Source organism: Paenibacillus roseus (assembly GCF_016424485.1).
Classification (GTDB): domain Bacteria; phylum Bacillota; class Bacilli; order Paenibacillales; family Paenibacillaceae; genus Paenibacillus_D; species Paenibacillus_D roseus.
Genome location: NZ_JAELUP010000107.1, coordinates 156484 through 180532 on the forward strand (window position 1 = coordinate 156484; position 24049 = coordinate 180532).

Here is a 24049-nt window from a genome sequence, read left to right on the forward strand (position 1 = left end):
AGGATGTAAATTTTTACCCGTTCCAAACTATGATGAATCACGGAGAATCACAGTTCCCCCTGCAACGGTACTCACGAAGCCCACTCGATACGATGTCCAAATACTTCCACCTTATCTTAAAAACTAAAAAAATGCGTTGACACCTCAAACTATGGGTGGTACTATACATTTCAAATAATAGAATTCCGATCGGAATTAAATTGGAGGTTCCTATGAAAATCCACTTACCCGCTAACAAACTATTGCTCAGCGCGGCGCTTGCGGCAACTTTGCTGCTCAATCCGCTGGCTGCTTCTGTACACGCAGCACCAACTGCCGCTGCAGCAACAAGCTATGAAACGGAATACGGCGTTTTTCTGAAGGACAAGTACAACATTGCGATTAAAGAGAACAGCACTCTGACAAGAGGCGACCTGATCGATTATGTCGCTGCCTTGCTGCCTAAAGCAACTGCTGAATCGACAGCGAAGTTCTCTGATTTGAACCAAGGCGATCCCCTGTTCGCCAAGGCTGCACTGCTATATGACAACGGAATTCTGAACGGACCAGCAGTCGCTGCCAAGCAGCCGCTGACCAATCTGGCTGCCATCCTGATTGCCCTGAGAGCTTCCGATCTGAAGGAGCTTGCTTACTCCTATCCAGAAGCAAAGGCGAACGCTGCCCTGACCAAGGCCGGCATTCCACTGTCCGTACTGGATCTGAAAACAAAGCAGGAACTGGCCGCGGCAATCGATACCGGATTGTTGCCGAAATCCTACCAGGAGAAACTCGTATTGAGCAAACCTGCTTCCTCCCAGCTTGTTCAGGTACTGCTTGGCAAAATCGCTACTTTCCAGGGCAACTACAAGCATTATCTCGGACTCGTTAGCGATGCAGACATCTATACCAAAATTCAGGATGCCTACCATACATCCAACATCATTCAAATTCCGAACCTGCAAAATATAGTGGATACGGCTCTCAAGCAAAATGTCGTAACAGGCTACAACTTGAAAGATTCCCGTTATGATTCCAATTTCGTAGAGGCCTTGTCCATCACCTACGGACACTCCGACCTCAAGCACATCATTCAACTGATTGGTTTGCTGCGCAGCGAATATCTGGATGCAAAAGTTCAGTTAGAGCCTAAAACATCGGCATTTATTCATTTGAAAGAATGGGGAGAGCCGTACGAGAGCGAAACTGCTAAAGTTGTACAAATCGAAAACGGCAATTATATTACGTATGCCAAAGAGTTTGATCTGAAATTCGAATTCCACACTGTTGCAGACAAAGAGAAATTCCAGGGCATTATTTTGAAATATGCGAAGAAAAACGAAAAAGATCAAAAAGGCTTGATCGCCGGTTCCTGGTGGCAGCCGCTGTATTACTCCCTGACCAAGCTGGATGACTACAAGCTGATTGCCAATAACAAAATTGTTGATGGTCACTATTATGCACAATCCTTCTCCCTTCCGGAAAAAGCCGCCGAGGTAAAAGAAGGATTTGCGAAGGTCGATCCATCTATTAAAGTAGAGTCCTACACGTTCTGGGTAGACGTTCCTTTCTTCAACTACCTGAACGGTGAATCACTGTAATCTTTCTTGCCTGGTCAAATCATGATTGCGGCAATATAGACATTAAACAGATGCCGCATCTGTGCAATAAATATATCAATGGGTTCAGAAAAAGGAGTGCATACCGCCGAGGCGGCTGCACTCCTTTTTCACATGTAAGGGCAACTTTCTTTAATCACCAATGTCTAGGCACCTGCATATTTTGTTAATGCAAGCGGTAACGGCTAATACCTGGTTACAGGCCGAGCAGCCGTTGGTCAGCTTATCGGTTTACTATTTATTTGGAGGTACTATCATGACTGAACCTGTACAGGGATTACAAGTTGTGTATCATTGCGATAAAAATGTTGTCGAGCATATCAAGACACACCTGGATAAAATCCAAGCGGCCCTGCATCAATGTGCTAACCGTCCGATCCGTGTCCAGACGATTAACGGCGCTACTTACGACGGATATATTTCCGATGTCCAACACGGGCACCTGTATCTGATGACATCCCAGGCTGGCTTTGACAACCGTGCATTCAGTCCATTCTTTCCGCAAAATTACTATTACAATAATGTCATTCTTCCGCTTGTCCTGTATGAATTGCTGGTAATCTCCCTGTTGTAGCATGGCTTGAATGCTGCTCGCCAAAGCAGTAGCCTCTCTTCAAATTTGTCAACACGGCTACAGGCGGCAATTATATGTTTCTCGCCAGAAAACCGCTTCTCTGCTCGATTTACTAGGTCTGTAGCCCTGGTACTTACTAGCGTTGGAAGGGGGGCGCTGCTTATCTTTGTCTTGCTGCTGTACCTGCCGCTTGTCGCCTCCCGCTTGCTGCGCAAGCGTAAGCAGCTTGCCGCGTCCTCCTGACGGGCAAGCTGCCGAGAATTCTCTCTATCTCTAACTGAATGAGGCCTCTCTCCTTACTTCTCCTCCTTGTGGTCAGACACCAGCTCCTTGGCCGACGATTTGAACTCATGGAGCGTCCGGCCAACAGCTCTGCCAAGCTCAGGCAGCTTCGATGGCCCAAATACGATAAGCACCACGACCAGAATCATAACCAGTCCCGGAAACCCGATATTTTGCAGCATCATACTTCACTCCTTGGAATGTATTTTCAAATTAGTCCTGATTGTGCAATTTCGGATAAACCGCAACGGCTTCGATTTCAATCAGCCAATCCGGGTTGACAAGTCCCGCAACCCCTACTGTAGACCGTGCAGTCTTTACCGGATTGCTCTTGTTATCGAAGAACTGGGCATAAGCGTCGAACCACCCGGTATAATCGATCTTGTTCCCCTTGGCTGCGTCTGCCACCAGATACACCCGCAAGTAAACGACATCCTTTATCGTCAGCCCCTGCTCCTTGAGCTGCTTCTCGATCTCCTTCAAAACACCGATGCCCTGCGTCTTCGTATCGCCGTACCGTTCATAAACAGTCTTCCCGGCCTTATTCAAGACCGGAGGAACTGTACCGCTCGTATGGAACGTTGCGACACCCGCAGGAATGGCCACCGCACTTGAAATCGGAGAGGCTGGATTGCCGTAGAACTCCGCTTCATAAATTGGTTCCAGCGGCAGCTTGGCAGGCTTGCCCGGCTCTGCGGCATATACAGTTGCCCCGACGAAGCAGAAGGCAATGAGGAGCGCCGGCGCCCATTTTTTCAATTTCGTTTTCAGCTTCATATCCATCTTTACAGCTCCCTTCTTCTATGCCTTCATCACACGCTGATGAATATCCGTCACGACAAGACGCGCGGATTCAATTCCTCCGGCGATCCAGCCTAAAAGATAGCTAACATGCTCCCCAGCCAGGTAAATTCTGCGATCGGGCTTGCATAGCAAAGGATAATGAGTTTTACGATCCTCTTCCGTATAGGACGCCCAACCACCCAGACTGTACTTGATCTTCTTCCAATTTACGGAGAAAGAAGTCTCAAATTCCTTGTAGTATTGCGGATGAATCTTGGCGCCCTGCTTAAGCGCGTGGTTCTCTCTTTCTTGAAATGTCATATTGCCCAGCTTATCCGCGTTAGGGCCATAATTATAATAGCCAAGCAGGATTCCTTTTTTGGAGAGATACTCGGTAGGCGGGTAGAAGATGCCGAGAATATCCAAATTCGTCAGGGTACTGCCACCGTAAATATTCTCGTCTTCCTCCCAGAATCTGCGACCAAATTGCAGTCCGATTTTGCCGGACGAGTCATAATCGGTGCTGCGGATCGCGCGGCTCATAGCGGGAGAGAAGTCCGCAGGAATATCTTTTAACACGGACAACGGAATGGTACAGATACAGTAGTCCCCTGTTACCTCCTGGTCTTGCCCAGTCTGTAAATCTGTATATACAATTCGCACACCGGAATCCGATTGCCGAATTTCCTTTACCTCGGCATGATGCTTGATCCGGTTGCCCAGCCGCTTCTCGAATGCATCCGAGATCGCATCCATGCCGCCGACCGGATGGAACATAATCATCTGCTGGTCATAGGTATATTCGCTGCTGAAAAAGTTGCCGAAGCCTGTATTCAGAATCGCCTTCAAATCAAACGGATCGCGGATAACCCCTGCATCCAGACGTCCGCCCGGCTCTTCCTTGTACCCGCCCCGCGAAGACCCCTTGTAGAACAAATCGGCATTCAGGTCGCCCTCTATCTTCAAGTAAGTAACCAACTTTTCTTTCTCTTCCGCCGTAAGCGGCAGGTCCAGTGCTTTCTGGTCCACCGCCTTGGCCAGCATCTCCGCTACATAACCGCGAATATCCGCTTTGGCTGCGCGCTTTCGAATCTTTTGCCCGGACAGTGCTCCTATATTTTCACCGTAGAAATAGGCATTATCATTGACATTATTGTACGGCTCCACGGGAATTCCGAACTTGCGGCAATATTCCATCGTGACATGGAATTGTGGAACTCGCATTGGTCCAGCGTTCAAATACAACCCCGGTGCGAATCTGGCTACCTGCTTGGCAGCGCCAATCTCTGTTACCGTCGTACCCCGGCGCACCGACCAAATCCGCCCTCCCGACCGCGCTCTTGCTTCCAGAATGACGCAATCGTAGCCCGCTTCACCCAACTCGTATGCTGCGGTCAGACCTGCAATGCCCGCCCCAAGGATCACGACTTTTTTACCGTTGCGGCTCGTTAAGGCAAGATCGCTTTTCCCCGGCGGGGTGAAGGCTGCCGCTTTGAGCGTTTGCGGAGAAAGCAGCCCCATTGTTCCCATTACACTGAACAAAGCTGCTGATCCGCCGATTTTTCCGACCGTCGTCAGAAACTGTCTGCGGCTCATTTCCTTTGGGCGATCCTCATTAAGCATTTATGTGACATCTCCTTTGCCGTATGATTGAACTCTACACGGCAACAGTATCACGGCGGTAACGGATTCGTCAGCATTTCATGTAACCAGATGTAACATAGAAGTTTTCTATTAAAACCAGCTATCGATAAAAAATTGGTAATCAACACCAGTGTAAAAAACATGTCCCCTTAGAACTTTGTAGATTAAGCTCGTATGATCAGAACATTTGTCGTTATGATCAACAAAAAGAGGACATCCGGCCTTTTTGACGAAATTACGGTTATTACATAGAGTCTCCAAGAAAAAAGGATGAAGCTCATCAATGACAGCCTGGGGACGCATTCTTCTCACGACAAGAGTATGTAATTCAGGTATAGAACGATAGAACTTGCAAGGGTCAAGTGATTTTTTTTGATTTTAAAACATACAATTCCCATTTGTTTAGTAATAAATTATTTACATATAAGATTACTTTGTGTAATATAAAATAAATTTGTAATATCCTATTAATCCCATTCGAGTAGGAGGTTATTTTATGGAAAAAAAAGTAATGAGCATTGGCATTGTTCGTGAATTAACCGGCCTGACCGCGCGTCAAATACGCTATTACGAAGAAAGACAGCTTATTTTTCCGCAGCGGACTCCGGGAGGTGTCAGAAAATACTCGTTTTCGGATGTAGAGACGATTAAAGAAATCCATCAAAAGCTGAGAGACGGTTTTCAAACAGTGGAGCTTAGAAAGAGGGGGCTTAAAGCGTTAGGCACATAAACTTGAGGAACGCGAGGAAAGAAGGTTTCCAAAATGAAAAGCGACAGCATTATGCCGATATTGGCTCATATTAGCGAACTGCGCAAGCGGCTGATCAAGATTTTCATTATGTTAGCGATATCTACCGCCGGGGGACTATTTGTGTCGCCTCGAATTTTGAACCACCTGAAGACTGTCCCTCCCGCATCGGAAATTAGCTGGAACGTTTTCTCTCCCTGGGATGGTATTCGGATGTACATGAATATTGCATTGATTTTCGCCGTTGCGGTCACACTGCCTTATATTTTGTTCGAACTCTGGCAATTTGTGAAGGCGGGACTCAGCAAGCATGAGCAAAAGATGGCGCTTCGCTACATTCCTTATACCGTACTATGTTTTGCCACCGGACTATCCTTTGCGTACTATGTAGTATTCCCGATGAGCTACACGTTCACGACCAATATTTCACGGAAGCTCGATCTGGTGGAAACGTACGGCATTACTCAGTATTTAGGCTTCATGATGAATATTATTTTGCCGGTATCGCTGGCATTCGAGCTGCCGGTAGTGGTGATGTTCCTGACGGCGATCGGCATCCTGACTCCCAAGCGGCTGCGCACGATGCGCAGGTATGCCTATCTGGTGCTGGTCATCGTATCCGCGCTGATCTCGCCGCCGGAATTCATTTCGCATCTGATGGTGCTTGTCCCGCTGATTGTGCTATATGAGCTAAGTGTCTGGCTCTCCGGCATCGTCTTCCGCAAGCGCCAAGCGCGCCAGGGACTGGCAGTTGCAGGGGCCGGGGTGGGGGAGGTTCAGGGATAATAGCAAGGCGTAGAATAATTTTAAAACATCGTTGAAAGACCCGAAGAACCGATGGTGTGTACCATGAATTTCTGCGGGTCTGAACTTGTTCTTTTATACAAATTTCAGACAATCAAATCTGCTATTCATTTGCGTCTTTTACCATATTATTAAACATTTCTACATAAGCCAAATGAGGGAATAAAATCGGATTATTCACAAGCATGAGCATTTGATTTAATTGGAAGGTCAAGGACAAGAGAGCAATTTCCTCTTGCTGATCTTCACTGTTCTTTTGAAATACTTTGTAATGTTCAAGCTTGAATTCTTTGGCAGCCTTGAAATCAATATTTTCTTTTTTGAATCCTTGGTACTTTTTATTTGCATGATTCAGACTATTATACCAATCCAACAGACTGTTCTCCGACGAGAATGTCACCTTTAAACGCCCTGCTTCCGGGCCAATGACAAGATCAAACATCTTTCTAATGCTTTTCGGCCTCTCCTTTTCGTTTGTATGGCATAAAATCCGAATGGGCCTGGTAGCTGTCTGAGTTGTCTTTTGACCATTAAACTCCCCATCAGGATCAATATCGTACTCTCCAACAGCCATGTAACTGTGCATTCTGGCTATTGAGCGCAAAGACGTTTTCAGGTCGGTAATACTATCAACCCAACTCTCTAGCTTCTTCCTACTTGTAGTTTCACTCTTGCATTGAACCACCGCAGCCACTGCCTCGACAGGGATAAACTTCATTTGACCATAATTAAAAATATAAGGGGTGTATTGCTCATCAAAAATTGCCAGATCGACTTCGTTCGAAACTGTTCCTTCTGAATCGATTATAAATACCGAACGTTCGATAGAGAATTTTTTGGGAATGATTTGAGTAAACATCGCCTTCCATACCTCTTCCCGAAAGCTACCCATCGTCACATTATGGTGACTTTCCATTTCTAACTGCTTTACAATCGTTTGCTCCATTTGAATGTAATTTTCGGCAATTTTTTTAATTATTTTAGAATGATCCTGACTCATTATCTGACCCCTACTCTCCTCATTCTTCATGTTCTCTATACATGTATTTTAGAATCACAATTCCTGCTTTTCTTGCTTTAGCAAGGATGAAATAAACCGTCCATAACCGGAATTGGTCTTCCCTCCTACACCCTCTTGCTGCAGAGCCGCAGATACAATTTCGGCCGCGATTTCAAGCCATTCGTCACTATGACTGTCATTACCTTGATAAGCAAGCTCTAGACGAAAACTTCCCCTTACTTCCAAAAAATGAACGGGCACAGGGGTATCATCATCATGTGGAGCAGAATCAGTAACATCACTGGATTGATTCAAATTAATTTTGTTATAAAGCTGGTGATGAGGAGTCAAAACATTCAGGTATAACGAATCCTTGACTGTCTCCGGAGTTATAAGCGCATCAAAGTAGCAAACGGATGAAGCCTGCTCCTGAGAGCCAAACAGAACTTGATAGTATGCCCCGCCCTGCTTGAATCTCGGTTCATCTTCGCCCAAGTACCGATGACAGAAATGTGCTGCCATCCCTTTCAATGCGGTTCCGGCAATATACGGAATGCCATATATAGGATGAAGCGTAATATGTGTTTCCAAAACAGATGGTCGCCCTTGCCCCGTCACAAAAGCGGATTTACATGCCAATTCACTATGAATATAACAACGTTGTTGCCGATTCGAAATCTCGTAAAATCGATTAAAATGCTCCTTATACCAATCCTGCTGTTTTTCTGTCTTCCAAGCTGTTTGAAATTCCGTTATAACAGATTTATATAAATCGTCTTTCGTTGTCTTATTGCCCACAAATTGGAATAAACTAGATTTTTTATCAAAGCCATTCAACTTCGTCAATGACAAATAGGCATTCATGATTCATCCCTCTCCTCCTCCACTGCATCCGACTGTGTTACGCCCAGAATAGCCTCAGCATAACGTTTATACCAGACGGAAGCAGCGAGCACTTGACGAGTTAATAGACGGTACTTGTCCATTTCATCCGGGATTTGTTTCCTTAGATTTACGTTCAATGCACGCGAAATATCGTCCAAATACTGTGATCGCATTCCTTTATCACTGCTAAAAAACGTCACCGTCAGTCTTAGCCCGTTAAGCATGACCATCGATGGAAAACGATGACACAGACTTCCGTACTGTTGCTGCTGTTGGAGGCTCGTGCTTTTAATATTTTCGATACACGCCAATGCCGTTGCCGCATAATGATGCTGAACTGATTTCAAGAGCGTTCACCCCCAAAGAATCGCAGGCGAACCCTTCCCTTTCCAACTGTCGCGTTGGCGCCGATCTGAATATATTGCTCTCCCGACAACTGATGAAGCAGTTGCTTTTCATTCAGGCTGCTCCCTGGCGCGTTCACTCTGTCGCACCAAACGATTCCGTATAGAATAGCTTCTGTTGGGATATATTCCTCATACCATAGCGCTCCACGTTCCGTTGTTTTCTTCTCCTGGTCAATGCGAATACGCGGAACGATTTCCGAGCAGCTTGTCGCAAAGTATTGGAAAGCTTCATCGGATACGATGACAAATCGCTTCGCGAACCATGATTTGAACATGTCGTCGCTTTCATCGAATAGCTGATCCGTCAGCCAACTCATCCATTCTTCAGGAATCAGACCGTCTGTATTAACCGGGCATCTGAATTCGTCCAATTCTATGTATTTCTGTCCTGGTGCTTCCCCTGTCACAGCAGTTGGCATATTCACAATGGCATAGTCTCCCGATTGTAATACAGCGTCTATTGAATCCCAGTCCAATGTTGGCATCGCTGTACCTGTGGCTGCCAAATCTCGCTGCATACGCTTTAAAGCAAAAGGACAGCTCACATAAGCAAAGGTCCCGTACCGGCTCGCTACCGGAAAAGCCAGCAACCGGGCATCCGAGAATATGAATGCTCCAGCATAACCTGAATCTTCCTTATGCGAGGAAGCTTTGCCAAACGCAGCCTCAACCCATTGCAAGTCTCCATTTGTGAGATAATACTCCCTCTCGACGCCCTTGATACTGGAACCCGGCACATAGGGCCATTCCGTCGTCTTTTCTCTAATGATCGGCATATCAATAATTCCGATCCCTTCTCCTGTCCCTACATGCACCGGACTGAGACAATGGACGGTATACAATTTACTGTTCTTCATCCCGCTTCTCTCCTTCACCTGTACTGGATGCCGGCGTCCATGTTCCCCAAACCGCCAGCCCAAATCCGTCTTCCTTATCAACAGCAACCTTCCTCCGGTTTATATCGGATACCGATTTCAGCCACAGCTCTCTGACCAAGGCTTCAGGATTACCGCTTTCTACTTTAAAGAAGTAGACGCTTCCCGCCGGAACCATGCGACGTACCGCCTTCGGTCGCTCCTCTTTGTAACTCCATCCCGATACCGGCTCCGAGCGTGGGATACAGGCCCAACACAGTCTTAATTTCACGTGAGGGCTAAATGTATCGTCCGTTTCCAGATTCTCGTCCAGCCATTTTGGCAGCCACCCTCTCGAAAAATAGGCAGGGGTCACCAGCACCATTCGGATATATAAGGTTTTTGAATGCAGCTTCCCGTTTTGCAAGGCATCGGGATAACGCCAATAATCATTCTGTACATCTTGGCTGAAGTGCGCTAATCTCCTTTTTCCGCCAAGGGAGTGCAAAGTCGAAATAGGTTGGTGGAGCTCTTTTAAAGCCATTACCTGATCGTCAAGTTCTACCAGCAAGCTCATCCCGTCGGGCAAGATCAACATTTCAGTGCTGAACAGCTTTTTATCGTGCGCCGCATAAGTTTTCGCATCGATTGCCGTATGGACCCGGACCTCACGCTTGAACGACGCAAGAAAATGACTATCGCTTGTTGAGTTGCCGTTTCTTGAGGCCTCTTTCCATTTCTCCAGTTCTCTCTCCCAATCCACAGGAGTCAGCTCGTCCAGCAGCCACTGATTCATCCATTCACTCGATACGAAGGCAGGCTTGCCCGTCCACAGCTTGCGTATTGACGCTTCGGCAACCGGCCATAACAGCTCTGAATACCTTCCCTCTTTGTCCGTGCCCAGGAACCCCTGACCCGAATGGGTTAGCTGGCGCGGTCTTCGAAATGAAACCTGGATTGCTCCTTCCTCTGACTCATAGACATCAAGGTCCTGAGGGAACGGGAAAAATATACGATCTCCCAACAAATAGAGCGGTCCCCGAACAACTGACTTTTTTATCGCATCCATTTTATTTGTCTTAAAGATAGAACTGGTTGTCATCGGCCCTGAAACTTGCTTTCCAATTAAAGTACGCAGCGTACCGGCTACCACACTGGGGAAAATCGTTCCTGTACTATGGGCGGCTGCGCCAGGCGTATCTCCGAATGGTCTGCCATCCCGAATCAAAATCGGTTCAAGAGGCTGTATGCGTATCGTCTTGTTCATATGGATCACCTTCTTTTACCAATGTCACTGCAACTATGAATTGCTCTGCAACTTGAGCAAACTGATGTACGACTTCTTCTGGTTCTCCCTTGATGTCCCTAAATAAAGGCAGAACTTCCTGCACAGCTTGATCGGCTTTTGCTTTATCGGAATGCTTCTTGGCAATCAGCCTCGCCACTTCATAATTGAGCAATTCCTTTATATTTGTCTTCCAGCGTACGCCATGCTCAGAGGTTTGTTTCGGCAATAGCGCCTGATATTCCTTATAAAGCGAACGCAGCTCATAAGCAAACCCGTATGAAATCGTTCCTTTTCGATATAAAGCTTGAATTTCACCTATATTTGTTATCGGGTCTGCATCGAAGGAAATCGTAAATTTCAATGCGTCTCCTCCATGTCGTTTTTGAAAATGCAAAGCCAGAGCATTTCGTTCCTGCTTTGCTGCTTTTTCTGCCGATAAAGCCAGCTTCCTGGCATCCTCCAGCATTTCGAGCATATGGACAATCGCCAGCCCCACAGATAAGGTAGGCGTGGTACCTTGCTCAACACTGTCTGGGAACGCTTCAGCCATCTTGATTCCAAATTGCCGTCTCAGCTCATCCACCGCAAGAAGACAAGAATTTAATGGCAAATAAGCCATAACATCATCGCCGCCGCTATAAACCAATTGCCCGTTATAATTGCGGATAACTTCTTCAGCCTTCTCGGCAAATTCCGAGAGACTCTTGGTAAAATTCTTATGCTCTTCAGGAGTCTGCAACTTTCGCAACTGTTTTCCGATCCGGTCACCGTCACACATCAAAAATGCATAATAAGGGGTTGGTTCTATTCCAATTTTTGCATAAAATGTTCTTAGCTCCTCTGTAAAGCATTGTACATATTTGGTTTGCTCGTCTTGGCTTAATGATTTTATCGCCTTTTCGGCTACAAATTCCTCCATGCGATTTTCGTAAAACAGGCGCGTATCATATTGAGAAATTTCTTTTTCCGTGAGTTTGAAATCATTCGAATACTTTGCTTTCAGTTCCTCGTAATAGCCGATGACCCCGGCCTGAATTTGGCGAATACGGGCATCCGGCTCCCCTATTTTAGTAATGAAGGACTGAAAAGCGACATCACAGACGGATTTGAATTCGCGCTCTTCCAAGGTGTATCTGGACAACCGTTTGACCATCGAAATAGCGTCCAGCGCTTCCCGATTCTTAATGCCGTATCGGCTGTATTCTTCATAACGCTCCTTATACAGGACGGACTCCCTTCCGCCATCCAGTGTGGATTTGATATCTCCATAAATCGCGGCAGGATCATTCTGTCGGAAGTCCTTCAATGTTTTACGGGCTGCCATCAGCCCCTCCGTATCCTCCAAAACATTCTTATATGGCTTATCCATCCTATTCCATACTGCGTAGAACTCGATTACGTCTTTAATTTGCCGTTTCCAGATTCCGTGATTAATCTTTTGGTTCAGCAACTGCTCTGCCTGCGAAGCATAGTCACGCCATTTAAGATCAACCGCTCTGCGTATGGCCAGCGCAACAGCCCGGGGATCATCGGTTGCAATAATGCCAAGCACCTTATTAGCGACACTGGCTACCTTGCTGTAAGGCGAATTTGAAGCCGCTTGAATCTGATTACTAGCCGGGAAGATCAGGTCCCCGCCATGCTCGGTAAATGCAATTGCAGCAGCTTTTGCAAGCTCTGCCAGCAAGTATGAACCGAACCATAAATCTCTTGTTTTGCGAGCCTGTGCAATGAATTCTTGTACAGGGCCGATAGAGAACAACATCATCACTTGCTGCGGTGATTGTTCCAGGCACGTTGCCCCGGCTTGAGAGGTTGAGATGGTTTCTTTTGATGCGAGTTGTTCCTTTGGTTTCTCTGCCACTGCTTTACCCCCTCACTTTCTAAAAAGGCTTCAATTGCTGAAATTACTGAAGTAGCAGTTTCATTCCTTGTAATACTCATTGGGCTATCTGGATAGTCAAGATGGGAATAAATAGATTCTGGTCCTATATTTATTTCTGAAACATTACTTTCAACCTGTTTGAAATGCTCCTCTTCCCTGGTATTTTTCTTTGGCTTATATTCTTTATCTTCCTTGACAGTTAGTTTTAATCCCTCAACAGGTTTATGGTTAAGAACAATGATGGCCCCTACAGATTTATGCGGCTCTATCGCCAGGGCTTTGAGTATTAGCGGAGAGGCCAGTCTGGTTTTTCCGGCTTTAGCGGGAAGTAATTCTGTTTTATAGGGCTCACGCTTGTCATGAAAGCTTGCTTTCAAATTCTTGCTTTGTGTAAAGTTGAATAGGATTGGCAACCCCAATTGCGCCCTTGGAAATGCATAGGGTAGTTCTTCTTTAGTCTTATCAGGCAAAGTAGTACTGTCATGATGATCCGGTTCAGCCATTCCTGTAATTCTGCGAAGTGAGTCGGCTTCCGGCCAGTGACTTCGCCCAATTTTTTCGTCTTCCTTGATATTCCTGGATTGTCTAAAAGTCTGATAAGTTTGGATAACTTCTCCCCAGACATTCTGAGGACGAGCATCCCATGCCGGTTTTATGCCTTGAACAATATGTCTGTCACGGCTTAACGTCGGCCATTCCCGGTATTGACCCGCAGGAAGCAAAGACAGCTCATATTGTCTTATTTTCTCTGCAAACCATTTTTTAAAGTTTCGTACTTCGTTCATTCCGGGCGAAATTCCATCACAATGCATACTTCCGCAACCACGGCGCGACCTGCTGCCAAGCCCACCGAAATTAATCCACGCCCACAATGCAGCCTCGATTTCTTTCCTCAGATCAAGTTCGATTTCAGTTGTAAAGGGGGGTGAACTGTTCGAAAGCCTTATCGCTGGCTCATCTTCATATCGTATATACAGACGGAATTTGTAAGTAGGCTTAATATAGAAAAGCTGCCCCTGCTCTTCATAAGGGAACAAAGCGTATTTAGGGAATCCTTTTTTAAATTTGATAACTTTTTTTTGGTCTTTGTTTAGTATAGTTTCCTTGGCATCTTCAACTTTCGCCTTATCGGCTGTCACCCATAACTTTACTCTGCTTGGCGTATCGGTATCTCCAAATATGGCAACCTCATGCTTCCGCAGATCGCGGACATTGTCATACATGGCCCCCCTTGTAGCACGCCACCAAAAACGAAGATGACCGCGTATGGAACTGCTCCGAATAGGGAAATTTAGATTTATCTTGCCTTGTTCACTGCTTCCACCAAACATGGGGGTGACCAGCGTAATCACATATGGCTCGATACGCTCCTGTTGCTCTTGCAATTGTTTCAATTTCGCTCTCACATTAGTTAATATTTGCGATGGAACTTCATTTTCAGTCGACATAAATTCACCTCACATCTTTATCATTTTCTGATCTTCTTGCACGGGATGCTTCATTCACAAATACAACTTAAGTCCCGGAAAAAGACAGGATACTACTAAATTCGACCTACACCCTCATTAACCTCCTTCATTTTACAATTTTATTTTTAAAATGGGTTCAGAAGATAAATTTGTATATAATTTTAGGTGAGAGCTACAGAATGAAGCATGCGCTCATGAAAGAGCGGTGAAAAAAATTCCCCATGATGAGGATGGGGAAAAACGCACGATTTTTTTGGGGATTTTTGCTTGACGAAATACAGGCGGCAGGCTCCTGTTTTGCGGCTGCTGCAGAATATGGAGTACCTGCTGTTCTTCCGCCTCGCTCAACTTGTTGGCAGGCGCTGGCCGCGTGGCGTTAGGACGTCCGTCCTCGGTGCCGCCTTGCTTACGCCAGCGTTGCAGCGTTCGCTGCGTCAGTCCCAGCTCCTTACAAGCAACGGCTTCTCTTGCGCCGACGGCAACGGCCTCCCCAATCAGTGTGATGGCTTCCTTGCAATCTGAGGCATGGATCATTCGTCCTCTTGATCCCCCCAGATCGCTTGGGCCTTTTTTCGCAGCACTAACAAAGCGGCTGCCTCTGCGAGCGCTGCTTCTTTGCGCCTCAGTTCTCGACTTAACGCTTTGTTCTCTTGCTCTTTCGTCCGCAGCTCCTTCTGCAGCTTGCCCGCCTGTGCGGCCATTCCACCATTGGCTTCTATACAGGCATCCCGCCATGCTTCAACTTGCTCGACGAACAACCCTTTTGTCCGACAATACTCCGACAGCTCGATTTCGCTTAGGCTTGCCGTTTCGATGACCACGGCGAACTTTTCACGCGTATTCCAACGCTCGGGTGACACCTCCTCTTCCCTTGCGCTTTCGCCGCCTTTTTCCATTTATATAGCGTCGTCTCGGACAGACCGCTTTCCTTAGCGATTCCACTGACCGATTCGTTGTTCGGCGGCAGCATACGTTGGACGATGCTCTGCTTTAACTTCTCATTCACTTGCTTCATTGTCTCCCACCTCGTCTATGAGTACGACAACTATTCTGACACAGGGGGAGACGGTAACCTGTATTGCACGGTCGGTTTGGGGCAACCTTGTCCTTTTGGCCAAGGACTCCGTATTGTACGCAAGCAGGTACAGCAAGACCGCCTTCGGTATGTCTACGAGTGCGGTCAAAATGGCATTCCGTTTCATAAACCGTATCACTTGGCGGGGAGTTACCCCAACACCGCTGCCCCCTCCACATTTGTTAGATGTTCATCTAAGATTTTTTCCACAACGAGTACTTTTTTCATCTCGGCGTTAGTCAATGTGATTGTCTCCTGTCCCATAGTGACATGATCACGGATCAACAATATTTCTATAAATAACCTTATTGTGAAATTTAATATAATATAGTATAATAATGTTTGTTATTAAATAAAATAAGGTGGTGGAATGAAGTGTTAAGTTCTTGGAAAAGAACCGCAGTTAGTCTACTGATTGCATCAGTATGTTTTGCTAGTATTCCTATTATTGTTGCAGCTGAGGCCAATAATGAGCCCAAACCAATTTTCAGTGTTCAACCAAGTGAAAGTGATTTGGAGATTCTTAATTCTCAGCCTAAAGAACCTGAGCCAACTGCTTGGTTTGTTGACAACAATGGGGTAGCAAGCTCTACACCTGTTATTAGCAAAGAAGAGTTGAATGGGGAGATAACTTATTCTTCCAGTGGTGAGGTTATCACGCCTTCATTTGTGGAAGACTACGGTACTTATATTTACTCTTACTCATGGCAGCATTATGTTCAAAATTCCGAATTAACTGATCCTTATCGATTTTTTTATGGTTTAGTGTCCCTTGAAAACAGAACGGGCTCCAATCAACAATTAAAATACTCTCAAACAAATTCTGTTTCTAATACTTGGAATGTATCTGGGAAAGTAGATATAGAAACTGAGTTTAGAGTTGCTATGCTTGCTAAATTAAAAGCAAATATCGGAAGTTCCGTTTCCAAATCTTGGACCCAACAATCCAGTTCAACTATTGAGTCGACAATGACTGTTCGCCCAGGGTACATAGGTGAACTGTCAAGATATAAACAAGGTGCGTACAGCGGTGGTTCTGGTGTTTGGAAAAAATATAAAATTGTAAAATCTACCGGAGAAGCGACTGATTTAGGGTTTTATTATGAAACAGGTACGGCTTGGGGTATTTGTGAAAATATTGACCGCTGGAGGCAAGTAGAAATTAAGCTATAAAACACACTAGATAACGCAGCAAAAGTCTCATACTTTTGCGCGTTATCTATATTTATTTACTCTATAATCCACCATGGTTATCAGAAAGAGGGTATAATAAGTTGATATCACTTAATTTAAAATATTTTTTTAAGCTTTCTCCCCTTCTTTTAATAATGTTTCTGGCTCTTGGGATTTCGGGATGTCAAAATTTTAATAACGGACCATCAGATAAATTGATAACTTACGAAGAATATTCCAATCTTTATAGAAACTTTTCTACTAATTTTAATCCACCTGATTTAACAAAAGTAGCTATCGAAGATAGAATTGCACTTGTAGCTATAGATAAAGAAAGTTCGTTTGGCAAAAGGAGCTATCTTACAGTAAGTGGTCAACAGGATGAACGTGTTTCTCAAAGGCGTCTCGCTTATGAAAATACCTCCGAAAAATACATCGTGTTTGTTGACTTGATTTACTTAAATAAGCTACTTGACAATGATCTCGTCTATTGGAACACCAACTCAATAAATCAATACAAAGATAATGCTTTGTTAAAAAAATTTGATGATAATATTCTTAGCTATCGTAATATCTTAATAAAAATTACGATGTTTTCAGAAGGTGAGCAGAACGCTGCAAGTAGTGATGTAATTAGAAAAACAACGTTATCCATTGTAGATTTCTTAGAGTCAAATCAAAGTTCTAATCCATAATGTAATAAAATACAGTATCAACGTCATAAATAACGGCCACGACTTGTAATCATTGAAAAGGACTGCCCCTCCCGCAAACAAGCAGGGAGAAAGCAGTCCTTAATGGAACAATATTCAATTCCGAATTTGCAAATCTTTATTTCAAAATAATCGCATGAACCTTGCCTGGCCCATGGATTCCGATCGTCAGATCGTTCTCGATATCCGCGCTGCGGCTTGGTCCGGTAATGAGGTTCAGAGAAGACGGCATATCTGTCACATTCGGGAACTGCTTTTTGAACAGTGCAAACGCCTCTCCCATCCGGTAAACAATCTGGTCCGCACGGAACACAGCGACGATCGCCTCCGTCAGCAAGCTGACCGAGCGGCCTTTGCCGCCCTGGCTGAACAGCGCCAGCGTACTTGTGTTGGCAATCGCGCAATCCGGCCATACTACCCCAAGCCGGCATTGCTCTGCCGCATGAAGCAAATGCGAACGCCTCGCCCAATTGCCGTCCGGCCCGGTCGGCAGACCTCCCAGTTCAATGTGGTCCGCTCCACCCTCGCGCCAGGCAACTACTTCAATTCCCGCTTCATTCAGGCTCTGATCAAAGCCCAGCTTCTCCAGTCCCTCATGCTCCCAGCGGGATATGCGCTTGATGCCCAGTTCTCCGGCAAGCTGGCGAATATAGGCCTCCACCGCCTGCGGCGCTTCGGCCTCATCTACGACAAGCGTCTTGCCGCTCAGAGCAGTCCAGCTCTGAATAAATTCATCAATCAGCTCATCTTGCGTCCGTGTACGCTCCCGGTAAAAATCCGGCACCCCGATGAATGGCCTGGAAGGCGCTTCAGCCAGCGGCTCGCGACGGCCCAGACGGCTGGAGATATTGCGCATAAAAGCTTCTTTGCCTCGCATTGTTCCTTGCTGTCCGCTACTCACTTCGCATGGCCTCCCTTCGCCCTCGCACCTGCCGTATTTTTCGCAGCCAGTTCTTTTTGCAGATCGCCCCAGCGGTCACGGAATGACTTCTTGGGCAGCATCGGCAGGAAACGCGACTGCGTCCAGCCGGAAATCGGCGGCGGCCCGGATTTGATCATTCCGCCGCGGACGAGCGGCTTTTGCATATAGTAGCCCATCTTCGTCGCCAGCTTGAACAAGGTAATATTCCCGAACACCGTCTGATACGACTTGAACGCAATCCGCTCAGGCAACGCTGTCAGCTTCATCTTCACCTTGCGGTGGCGCAGATGGACAAGCATATCATGGAGCGGAATTTTCATCGGACACGCCTCATAGCACGCGCCGCACAAGCTGGACGCATACGACAGGGTGCCCGCTTCCTTCATATCCTGCTGGATCAGCGGCGTCAATACCGCCCCGATCGGTCCGCTATATGTCGTACCATAGGTATGCCCGCCGACATGGCGGTACACCGGACATACATTCAGACATGCCGCGCAGCGGATGCAATGCAGCACCTCCTGAAAGATCGGATCTCCAAGCTGCTGCGAGCGGCCATTATCCAAAATAATGACATGCAGCTCTTCCGGTCCGTCGAGGTCTTCCGGACGCTTCGGTCCAGTAACTAAGGACGTATAGGTTGTCAGCTTTTGCCCTGTTGCGCTGCGCGCCAGCATATTCAGCACAACCTCCAGATCCTCCATCGTCGGCACCAGACGCTCCATCCCCATGACCACGACATGCACCTTCGGCAAGGTGGATACCATCCGTCCGTTGCCTTCATTTTCAACCAGCGTAACTGAACCCGTCTCTGCTACGCCGAAGTTACAGCCCGTAAGTCCAATATCCGATTCCAAAAAGTAATTGCGAAGCTTCTTGCGGGCATATTCTGCAAGCACCTTGGTTTCCGGCTCAAAATGCTGCCCGGAGGCTTCCGTGAATAGAGTGGCAATTTGCTGCTTGTTCTTATGAATCGCCGGAATAATCAGGTGCGAAGGCGTCTCCTTGGCAAGCTGCAAAATATACTCGCCCAGGTCCGTCTCAATTGCCTCAATATTCCGTTGCTCCAGATGATGGTTCAGATGAATTTCCTCAGATACCATCGATTTTCCTTTTGCTACGAGCTTCGCCTTTTGCTTGTCGGCAATCTCCATAAAAGTGCTCACCGCATCCGATGACCCGTTGCAAAAATAGACGTTGCCGCCCTTCTTCGTTACATTATCCGCGAATTGAGACAAATAGTAGTCCAAATGGTTAATGGTATGCTCGCGAATCGCTTTGCCGCGGTCACGCCAAGCTTCCCAATCTCCGAACATATCCATCGCTTGCAACCTGCCGGTTTTCAGCTTATCGGTTGTGTAGGCAACTGCCTTACGCAAAAATTCATCGCCGAGCGCCTGCTTTGTCCGATCCTTCAGCCCGGAACCAATCTTCTGATCCAGCGCCGCTGCTTGCCCTCCTGCACTCATTTCGCTTTCCTCCCTTCCTCAAGAAGCTGTGCCAAATGCATGACCCGAATCGGTTGTCCTTCCTTGTTCAACCTTCCGCCAATGCTCATCAGGCAACCCATATCCGAACCGACCAGTACCTCTGCGCCTGTGCTGCAAATGTTGGCAACCTTCTCGCACACCATCGCCTCCGACATATCCGGCATTTTAATGGAAAAGGTTCCCCCGAACCCGCAGCAATCTTCCTTGGCAGGCAGATCGACGAGTTCGACGCCTTTGACACTAGAAAGAAGCTGCATCGGTTCCTCTTTAATACCGAGCAGGCGGGATGCGTGGCAGGATGGATGGTACGTCACTTTATGCGGGAATTGTGCTCCCAGGTCCGTCACCTTCAGCACCTGCACAAGAAACTGCGAGAATTCATACGTTTTGTCGATGAGCGCTTCCGCCTTCGCCTTCCACACCGGATCATCTGCAAACAGATGCGGATAGTAGTGATGAATCATCCCGTTGCAGGAACCGGATGGCGAGACGACGTATTCGCTTTGCTCAAAGGCGCGGATAAGCGTCTTTGCCACCTCGCGCGCTTCATCCTGGTAGCCGCTGTTGAATGCCATCTGTCCGCAGCAAGTCTGTCCTTCCGGAAAATCTACTTCACAGCCGTAATCATGGAGGATGCGCACAATGCTTTCTCCAACCTCAGGAAACATTTGATCAGACAAACAAGTAATAAATAAAGACACTTGCATGGATGGACACCTCTGCTTCTGTTTTCTGGACTCAATCTTATGTTATCAGGTTATCAGACATCTGTAATAAAGGAAAGAGGGTTATTGAGATTTCACAAAATAATTCGGATCCCCGTGCAATTATGTATAGTCTCCCCCCGTATCCTGCACAAATGACAAAAGACACGTTTGCCTCGGAAGGCCGTGTCTTTTGTCACCATTATTTTAAGAGAGCAGGTAATTACAATCGCTGCAAGTTGAGATTGCCTCGCTCATTGACGATTACTACGCCTCGACGTTGTATCCCTTTTTGCGAATAACTTCTTCTATTTCATTGATCTGAATCTTTCCCTCATCAAATCGAACGTCAACTGTACCTTGTTCCAAATTCACATGTCCCTCGGCGCCGATTGCACTGATGGCTCCTTCAATTTTCGCAACACAAGAGCGGCAAGACATTCCTTGTACCTTTACAGTCGCTTCTTTCATTCGTTTTCGCCTCTTCCTATAAGATTTTAACCTGCAATTTGTTGTTGCAAATGCTCTAACGAAACCCGATGCACAAATTTACTGAATTTCTCTTTGCCTTTTGCATGTCCTTTATAAAATCCAATGATAGCAGTAACAGCAGAGATGAGCTGCTCCTCTGTTAATCCGGAACAGAGTAGTTGGGCGAAGGAGGTTTTAAGCCCCTTCGATTCACCGCCAACATAGATATCAAACTTGTCACGCATTTTGACAACGCCAATATCTTTAATCAGCGGTTCGCTGGTTCCTAGCGCACACCCGGCGTAGCCAATTTTAAGAGGCGCAGGCGTTGCAATTCCAGCTATTGCTTTATTCAATGCTTCTGCGGTTTCAAGCCCCGAATCTTCGGAACCTTTACAGAAGTTACAGGCAATCAGACTTTTGGTTGCAAAGCCTGCAGGATTCACTTCAAGACCATTGCGCTCAAGTTCCTCCTTAATGGCTTCCCGTTGTTCGATCGGAATTTCTACATATAGTTGTTTGAAACTGGTCATTTCCACTTTTGAATCTGGTCCAATGATGTTTCCGACAGTTACAAGCTGGTTTGGAGTGAACAAGCTTCCACCAAGCTGAATCGGTGGACTAACAGCGATTTTGACCGTTTCCCTCACAAGTCATTCACTCCTTTATTCAGGCATTATTTTATATGGAGTGCAAAAGGTACCGTGAACACTTTCCCTGGATGTTGAAATTGACCTTCATTTTTTGGGTTCCTTTTTACGGGAAAGTGATCACGAAATCAGCCTTCAAGGGCGCAGCCTTTTCATCCGTACTTCTCTAGTGCTTTACTTTCACACGTTGTAAACGAAGCGCATTGAGGACCACGGAAACTGAGCTTAATGCCATCGCCGCACCCGCTACCCAAGGTGCCAGCAAGCCGATTGCTGCTACTGGAATACCTAGTGAATTATAGCCAAGCGCCCAGAAGAAATTTTGCTTAATGTTCCTCATCGTCTTGCGGCTCAAATAAATGGCATCCGGAATGCTGGACAAATCACCGCGCATAAGCGTAACATCTGCTGCTTCCATCGCAACATCTGTGCCTGTGCCGATTGCCATTCCGATATCTGCTGTCGCTAATGCCGGCGCGTCGTTGATGCCATCCCCGACCATTGCAACTTTCTTTCCTGCTGCCTGCAGCTTTTTGACTTCCTCCGCTTTGCCTTCAGGCAAAACCTCTGCAAGCACATGCTCAATGCCGACCTCAGCCGCAATGGCTTTGGCAGTACGTTCGTTGTCTCCAGTAATCATAATGACTTGAATACCCATTTCTTTCAACCTGCTAACCGCAGCCGCAGAGGTTTCCTTAATCGTATCGGCTACTGCCACCAATCCGGCATACTTGCCATTAATCGCTGCAAGCATAGCCGTTTTCCCTGCTGCTTCCATCTGTTCCATGACGGGAAAAGCAGATTTTGCATCCACGCCGTATTTGTCCATCAGCCGGCGCGTTCCGACAAGGACGCTGTTTCCTTCTACCGAAGCCTGTATACCATAGCCTGGAATCGCTTCAAATGATTCCGTTGCCGGAAGCTCAATATTTCGCTCTTGAATGCCTGCGACAATCGCTTCTGCAAGCGGATGCTCGGAGTTTTTCTCAGCAGCACCCACCAATCTGAGCAATGCCGTTTCATCTCCATCCGTTACTACATCAGTAAGTTCCGGCTTGCCTTTTGTAACAGTTCCTGTTTTGTCCAAAATAATCGCATTAATCCGGTGAGTCTGTTCCAGATGCTCTCCGCCTTTGAATAAAATCCCGAACTCGGCTGCACGGCCGGAGCCTGCCATAATTGATGTTGGCGTTGCAAGACCGAGCGCACAAGGACATGCGATTACAAGTACCGCGATTGCTTTCTCTAATGCACTTGCGAAATTACCCTTCTCCACAAGCAAATACCAAATCAAAAACGTTACAATCGCAATACCGACAACAATTGGCACGAAAACTCCTGAAATTCTATCAGCAACCCGTTGGATCGGCGCTTTAGAGCCTTGCGCTTCTTCCACTACTTTCACGATTTGCGCCAATGCCGTTTCCTTGCCTACACGGGTCGCACGAATACGAAGCATCCCATTTTTGTTGATTGTAGCCCCGATGACAGGATCGCCAGCTTTCTTCTCCACCGGAATGCTTTCACCCGTCAACATCGACTCGTCAACCGAGGATTGGCCCTCCAGCACTTCTCCGTCTACCGGTACTTTATTCCCTGGACGTACAAGCACGATATCTCCGACAATTACTTCTTCTACCGGAACGGTCAATTCTTGTCCATCACGGATGACCAAAGCTGTCTTGGCTTGCAGCCCCATAAGGGATTTGATCGCTTCGGATGTGCGACCTTTGGCTAGCGATTCGAATAACTTGCCCATCACTACCAGCGTAATAAGCACCGCACTCGTCTCGTAATACAAGGAAAGCTCATGATGCGCGCCACTGCTGCCAAACGTCCAATCAAGTGACAGATACAAACTGTAGAAATACGCCGCTGACGTACCTAGCGCAATCAACACATCCATATTTGCACTTTTATTGCGCAGTGCTTTATAAGAACCGACATAAAAATGCCAACCGATAATGAACTGCACAGGTGTTGCCAGAGCAAACTGGAACCACGGATTCATAAAAAAGTCAGGCATGTAAATCCAGGAAGTAAAGGAAAAATGCGCAACCATACTCCATAAAAGTGGGAAAGAGAGAATCCCCGAAATGAGCAGCATCAATTTCTGGCGACTGATTTCCTTCTTACGATGGTCTTTCTCAGAGCCGTCTTCTTCTTTTACATGAGCCTTGTAGCCGAGTTGCTTTACTTTAGCTTGCATATCTGTAATAGATATTTCATCCGGCGAGTATTCGACACGGGCTGTTTCCAACGCAAAATTGACTGTTGCACTGGTCACGCCAGGCAGCTTGCCGAGTCCTTTTTCGATTTTGTTGGCACAAGCAGCGCAAGTCATGCCTTCAAGTTGAAATTGAGCCGTTTCTTTGACCGTTGCATAGCCCAATTTGCTAATTTCTTGTTCCATATCGTTGAGCTTGACCTTGTTCGGATCATACGTTACGCTTGCTTTCTCCAAAGCAAAATTCACATTAGCAGAAGTTACGCCATCAAGTTTATTTAAACCTTTTTCTATTCGGTTTGCACAAGCGGCACAAGTCATGCCGCTAATTTGCAACGTAGATTGTTTATTGGCAGAGCCCGAAGTTGTCGCCATCTTCTATCACATTCCTCTCCAGCATTTATGA

26 protein-coding genes and 1 pseudogene are annotated in these 24049 nt (G+C 46.5%); 7 read left to right on the forward strand and 20 right to left on the reverse strand.

Going from position 1 to position 24049, the window contains the following annotated elements:
• The first annotated feature begins 212 nt into the window (after positions 1-212).
• From JFN88_RS22120 to JFN88_RS24690, 3 genes and pseudogenes are all read left to right on the forward strand, one after another.
• Positions 213-1577: a hypothetical protein gene (locus tag JFN88_RS22120; protein WP_199021511.1), complete on the forward strand. Its 1365-nt coding sequence runs from the start codon at positions 213-215 to the stop codon at positions 1575-1577.
• Between the two features lie 274 nt (positions 1578-1851).
• Positions 1852-2169 (forward strand): acetyl-CoA acetyltransferase, encoded by a 318-nt coding sequence (locus JFN88_RS22125; protein WP_199021512.1) that lies wholly within the window; start codon positions 1852-1854, stop codon positions 2167-2169.
• Between the two features lie 32 nt (positions 2170-2201).
• Positions 2202-2412 (forward strand): annotated as a pseudogene (locus JFN88_RS24690) (TMEM164 family acyltransferase); the annotation flags it as partial.
• A 53-nt stretch (positions 2413-2465) separates the two neighbouring features.
• On the opposite strand, the gene tatA reads toward JFN88_RS24690, so the two are convergent.
• The 3 genes from tatA to JFN88_RS22140 are packed head-to-tail and all read right to left on the reverse strand — an operon-like array spanning position 2466 to position 4857.
• Complete coding sequence (tatA, locus tag JFN88_RS22130) at positions 2466-2633, reverse strand: twin-arginine translocase TatA/TatE family subunit (protein WP_199021572.1); 168 nt, start codon at positions 2631-2633, stop codon at positions 2466-2468.
• A 31-nt stretch (positions 2634-2664) separates the two neighbouring features.
• Positions 2665-3234, reverse strand: coding sequence for a RidA family protein (locus tag JFN88_RS22135; RefSeq protein WP_332908534.1), 570 nt, complete (start codon positions 3232-3234; stop codon positions 2665-2667).
• Between the two features lie 18 nt (positions 3235-3252).
• Positions 3253-4857, reverse strand: a complete 1605-nt coding sequence (locus JFN88_RS22140) for a flavin monoamine oxidase family protein (RefSeq protein ID WP_199021513.1) — start codon at positions 4855-4857, stop codon at positions 3253-3255.
• Between the two features lie 517 nt (positions 4858-5374).
• On the opposite strand from JFN88_RS22140, the gene JFN88_RS22145 reads away from it, so the two are divergent.
• Both JFN88_RS22145 and tatC read left to right on the forward strand, forming a co-directional pair.
• Complete coding sequence (locus JFN88_RS22145) at positions 5375-5608, forward strand: MerR family transcriptional regulator (RefSeq protein WP_199021514.1); 234 nt, start codon at positions 5375-5377, stop codon at positions 5606-5608.
• Positions 5609-5641: 33 nt separating this feature from the next.
• The gene (gene tatC / locus JFN88_RS22150; protein ID WP_199021515.1) at positions 5642-6412 is read left to right on the forward strand and encodes a twin-arginine translocase subunit TatC; all 771 of its coding nucleotides are present in this window, start codon (positions 5642-5644) and stop codon (positions 6410-6412) included.
• A 121-nt stretch (positions 6413-6533) separates the two neighbouring features.
• Here tatC and JFN88_RS22155 read toward each other — a convergent pair whose 3' ends face one another.
• From JFN88_RS22155 to JFN88_RS22205, 11 genes are all read right to left on the reverse strand, one after another.
• Positions 6534-7430 carry a DUF6602 domain-containing protein gene (locus JFN88_RS22155; protein WP_199021516.1) on the reverse strand — a complete coding sequence of 299 codons (897 nt, stop codon included), beginning with the start codon at positions 7428-7430 and terminating at the stop codon, positions 6534-6536.
• A gap of 54 nt (positions 7431-7484) precedes the next feature.
• On the reverse strand, positions 7485-8294 hold the full coding sequence (gene cmr6, locus JFN88_RS22160) for a type III-B CRISPR module RAMP protein Cmr6 (RefSeq protein ID WP_199021517.1): 810 nt from the start codon (positions 8292-8294) through the stop codon (positions 7485-7487).
• Positions 8291-8662 carry a type III-B CRISPR module-associated protein Cmr5 gene (gene cmr5, locus JFN88_RS22165; RefSeq protein WP_199021518.1) on the reverse strand — a complete coding sequence of 124 codons (372 nt, stop codon included), beginning with the start codon at positions 8660-8662 and terminating at the stop codon, positions 8291-8293. Before cmr5 ends, cmr6 begins: the two co-directional genes overlap by 4 nt.
• Positions 8659-9579 carry a type III-B CRISPR module RAMP protein Cmr4 gene (gene cmr4, locus JFN88_RS22170; RefSeq protein ID WP_199021519.1) on the reverse strand — a complete coding sequence of 307 codons (921 nt, stop codon included), beginning with the start codon at positions 9577-9579 and terminating at the stop codon, positions 8659-8661. Before cmr4 ends, cmr5 begins: the two co-directional genes overlap by 4 nt.
• Positions 9566-10843 carry a type III-B CRISPR module-associated protein Cmr3 gene (gene cmr3 / locus JFN88_RS22175; RefSeq protein ID WP_199021520.1) on the reverse strand — a complete coding sequence of 426 codons (1278 nt, stop codon included), beginning with the start codon at positions 10841-10843 and terminating at the stop codon, positions 9566-9568. The genes cmr4 and cmr3 overlap by 14 nt, the downstream gene beginning before the upstream one ends.
• Positions 10812-12728, reverse strand: a complete 1917-nt coding sequence (gene cas10 / locus JFN88_RS22180) for a type III-B CRISPR-associated protein Cas10/Cmr2 (protein WP_199021521.1) — start codon at positions 12726-12728, stop codon at positions 10812-10814. The genes cmr3 and cas10 overlap by 32 nt, the downstream gene beginning before the upstream one ends.
• Entirely contained in the window at positions 12632-14197 is a 1566-nt protein-coding gene (gene cmr1 / locus JFN88_RS22185) for a type III-B CRISPR module RAMP protein Cmr1 (protein ID WP_199021522.1), read from the reverse strand. The genes cas10 and cmr1 overlap by 97 nt, the downstream gene beginning before the upstream one ends.
• A gap of 213 nt (positions 14198-14410) precedes the next feature.
• Positions 14411-14752 (reverse strand): helix-turn-helix domain-containing protein, encoded by a 342-nt coding sequence (locus tag JFN88_RS22190; protein WP_199021523.1) that lies wholly within the window; start codon positions 14750-14752, stop codon positions 14411-14413.
• The gene (locus JFN88_RS24695) at positions 14749-15114 is read right to left on the reverse strand and encodes a transposase (RefSeq protein ID WP_233168289.1); all 366 of its coding nucleotides are present in this window, start codon (positions 15112-15114) and stop codon (positions 14749-14751) included. Before JFN88_RS24695 ends, JFN88_RS22190 begins: the two co-directional genes overlap by 4 nt.
• A complete protein-coding gene (locus tag JFN88_RS25515) occupies positions 15015-15233 on the reverse strand; it encodes a transposase (protein WP_199021524.1) in 219 nt (72 codons plus the stop codon). The genes JFN88_RS24695 and JFN88_RS25515 overlap by 100 nt, the downstream gene beginning before the upstream one ends.
• Positions 15217-15420, reverse strand: coding sequence for a hypothetical protein (locus JFN88_RS22205; protein WP_199021525.1), 204 nt, complete (start codon positions 15418-15420; stop codon positions 15217-15219). The genes JFN88_RS25515 and JFN88_RS22205 overlap by 17 nt, the downstream gene beginning before the upstream one ends.
• A 248-nt stretch (positions 15421-15668) precedes the next feature.
• On the opposite strand from JFN88_RS22205, the gene JFN88_RS22210 reads away from it, so the two are divergent.
• Together JFN88_RS22210 and JFN88_RS22215 are read left to right on the forward strand one after the other, a co-directional pair.
• A complete protein-coding gene (locus JFN88_RS22210; RefSeq protein ID WP_199021526.1) occupies positions 15669-16466 on the forward strand; it encodes a hypothetical protein in 798 nt (265 codons plus the stop codon).
• 101 nt (positions 16467-16567) lie between these two features.
• A complete protein-coding gene (locus JFN88_RS22215; RefSeq protein WP_199021527.1) occupies positions 16568-17161 on the forward strand; it encodes a hypothetical protein in 594 nt (197 codons plus the stop codon).
• Positions 17162-17297: 136 nt separating this feature from the next.
• On the opposite strand, the gene JFN88_RS22220 is transcribed toward JFN88_RS22215, so the two are convergent.
• From JFN88_RS22220 to JFN88_RS22245, 6 genes are all read right to left on the reverse strand, one after another.
• Complete coding sequence (locus tag JFN88_RS22220) at positions 17298-18080, reverse strand: LutC/YkgG family protein (protein ID WP_332908535.1); 783 nt, start codon at positions 18078-18080, stop codon at positions 17298-17300.
• Positions 18077-19570 carry a LutB/LldF family L-lactate oxidation iron-sulfur protein gene (locus JFN88_RS22225; RefSeq protein WP_199021528.1) on the reverse strand — a complete coding sequence of 498 codons (1494 nt, stop codon included), beginning with the start codon at positions 19568-19570 and terminating at the stop codon, positions 18077-18079. Before JFN88_RS22225 ends, JFN88_RS22220 begins: the two co-directional genes overlap by 4 nt.
• On the reverse strand, positions 19567-20298 hold the full coding sequence (locus tag JFN88_RS22230) for a (Fe-S)-binding protein (RefSeq protein WP_199021529.1): 732 nt from the start codon (positions 20296-20298) through the stop codon (positions 19567-19569). Before JFN88_RS22230 ends, JFN88_RS22225 begins: the two co-directional genes overlap by 4 nt.
• 264 nt (positions 20299-20562) lie before the next feature.
• Positions 20563-20766, reverse strand: coding sequence for a heavy-metal-associated domain-containing protein (locus tag JFN88_RS22235; RefSeq protein WP_199021530.1), 204 nt, complete (start codon positions 20764-20766; stop codon positions 20563-20565).
• Between the two features lie 26 nt (positions 20767-20792).
• A complete protein-coding gene (locus JFN88_RS22240; RefSeq protein WP_199021531.1) occupies positions 20793-21416 on the reverse strand; it encodes a nitrite reductase in 624 nt (207 codons plus the stop codon).
• A gap of 166 nt (positions 21417-21582) precedes the next feature.
• Complete coding sequence (locus tag JFN88_RS22245) at positions 21583-24018, reverse strand: heavy metal translocating P-type ATPase (protein WP_199021532.1); 2436 nt, start codon at positions 24016-24018, stop codon at positions 21583-21585.
• Positions 24019-24049: the final 31 nt, after the last annotated feature.